We start from the raw sequence: 1943 nt of genomic DNA, 5'->3' as shown, positions 1-1943 counted from the left end.
TTACGCTGACGCCTTTTGATACCGTGCAGGAGAAACGATGAAATTCAGTGCAAAGCAGCTGCAGGCGGTGTCTGCCAGAGAAGATGAAAACTATATCGACGGTATCGTCCGTGAAGCCGAAGCGGATACCCGTTTTGAGCTGAAAGACCCGGCCACGCTGAAGGCGCGTTTAACCGGTGCGCTTCAGTATGCCCGGCAGATACACCTCGACGAGCCAAACCTGCTGCATTCGTTTTTGTATATGGAAGCCTGCCAGCCGGGGCTGACGTCTTCACCGGCAATACGCAAGGCTCTGGAAGAAACGGACGACCCGAATCAGCGCTGGCGGGACATGATGAACGCCGCTGTCAATTTAGCCAAAAGGAAATCATAGCGTATGCTTTTTGTTATACCCGCCCTGGTGGAAGGGGCAGAAGCGCTGGCCGCCGCGCTTGGCGTCACGATTGGCGCTGGCGTGGCAAGCCAGATGGTGAACGAGGGTGAGAACGAAGACACTGCCGGGAAAGTCACGGCAGCGGAATCCACTAAACCCTGTGAGAAATGCCCGGCTATTCCCTGGGTCTCACCGATTCAGGAGCCCTTTAACGGTAGTGAGGTGAGTCTGAACTACCAGATGCGGATCTGCGGAAGCTACAGCATGCATAACAGCAATGGGAAAACCAGCGTGGAAGAGTATGCCTTTCGCCATCCGGGGCTGACAAACTCAACAAAGCAGGTGAAGTTTGATGGCTGGAAACCGGCGGAGTGCCTGTTTTTAGAGGCAAAGGGAAAATATGACTCATTCTTTGATAAAAACGGAGAGCCCTATAGTTGGTTCGAGGGCGACCAGGATACGAAAGATGAGGCCAGAAGACAACAAAACGCGTTGATCTTGTGTGATGAGATCCCTGAATGTCACTGGCATTTTATGGAGCCGGTGAGTTTTGCCTACTACAGCAAAATATTCCGAAAATATCCCCGATTCACTGTGCTCCACACGCCATAGGACAAATTACCTCATGTATAAAATTGAGATCACCCTATTTATCAAAGAAAAGATGAACAGTCTTGATGGAATTCTTAAAAGATTACATCAACTCGTACAGTTATACACTGAAGAAAATGGCTCTGCTGATTGGTTTTTAACAGGGAAAAACAAAGAGGATGCCATGACAAAGCTTATTTTTCATGGCAATGATATCACCAGTGATGCAATGCAGTTGTTAACAAAAAAACTACCTGACTTTCCGCTTGCCGGGACACGGATCTGGAGTGGAAATGATGATTCCATTGAATTCGAAAACTATATCCAAAGCGATATAACGTGCTTTCAATACAGAATGGTTCATTACGTCGAAAATGAACAAAACGGCTTAAGTTTTACATCGAAGATCGCTTTGAAAATCATTGATAAAATTGAACCCCATATATTTCAACTTGAAACGAATGGATACAGTCTGCATGAGTCTCAGGTATTCCCGGATCGTCTCCCTGTCGGGTGGATGTTCTACATCGATAAAAGCTACGATGAAAAGATGATAAATCTCCCTAAACAGATGCATTCTATCAAACGAGAGGGTCAACCTGTCGGTACGTTGTTCGTGACCAAACGTGATTTCTTTGATGGCTCTAACAAAGTGGATATAACATTATCCAACGATCTTGAGATCGCGCTGGTGGCGCATGACATTCTGCCAACGTACAAAAAAATATTCTGATGGTTAGGGAAATGAACAGCCGGCCATTGATGCAGGCTGTTCACTGAGGAACATCGATAGAAAGAGGTCTGAATGTCCACCGGTTATTTTTTGAGAAAGTACGACAGGACAACGTGCGGCGGGATGATTTATCCCAGCCAGGATAAGTACAAGATACTCGGACTGCCAGTGGCTGCGTATTCCGCTCTGATCGATCATGTTTTCGCGTGGAACGTCGATCAGCGATTCGCAGCTGATCGATCATCC

At 47.1% G+C, this 1943-nt stretch carries 3 protein-coding genes; all 3 read left to right on the top strand.

The window, feature by feature from the left end:
* The first annotated feature begins 37 nt into the window (after positions 1-37).
* From DEO48_RS12595 to DEO48_RS12585, 3 genes are read left to right on the top strand one after another with little or no spacing between them, the layout of a single operon-like run.
* Complete coding sequence (locus DEO48_RS12595) at positions 38-373, top strand: hypothetical protein (RefSeq protein ID WP_109845352.1); 336 nt, start codon at positions 38-40, stop codon at positions 371-373.
* A gap of 3 nt (positions 374-376) precedes the next feature.
* Positions 377-985 (top strand): Tox-REase-5 domain-containing protein, encoded by a 609-nt coding sequence (locus DEO48_RS12590; protein ID WP_109845351.1) that lies wholly within the window; start codon positions 377-379, stop codon positions 983-985.
* A 13-nt stretch (positions 986-998) separates the two neighbouring features.
* Positions 999-1697 (top strand): Imm52 family immunity protein, encoded by a 699-nt coding sequence (locus tag DEO48_RS12585; protein ID WP_109845350.1) that lies wholly within the window; start codon positions 999-1001, stop codon positions 1695-1697.
* Positions 1698-1943: the final 246 nt, after the last annotated feature.

The organism is Enterobacter sp. CGMCC 5087 (assembly GCF_003144775.1).
Classification (GTDB): Bacteria; Pseudomonadota; Gammaproteobacteria; order Enterobacterales; family Enterobacteriaceae; genus Enterobacter; species Enterobacter cloacae_M.
The sequence above is the reverse complement of the archived record's forward strand: the minus strand, read 5'-3'. Positions and strand labels throughout refer to the sequence as shown.

Bases quoted from the DNA above. Each gene is read 5' to 3' on its own strand.
- DEO48_RS12595 (WP_109845352.1), top strand. From the start codon at position 38: ATGAAATTCAGTGCAAAGCAGCTGCAGGCGGTGTCTGCCAGAGAAGAT.
- DEO48_RS12590 (WP_109845351.1), top strand. From the start codon at position 377: ATGCTTTTTGTTATACCCGCCCTGGTGGAAGGGGCAGAAGCGCTGGCC.
- DEO48_RS12585 (WP_109845350.1), top strand. From the start codon at position 999: ATGTATAAAATTGAGATCACCCTATTTATCAAAGAAAAGATGAACAGT.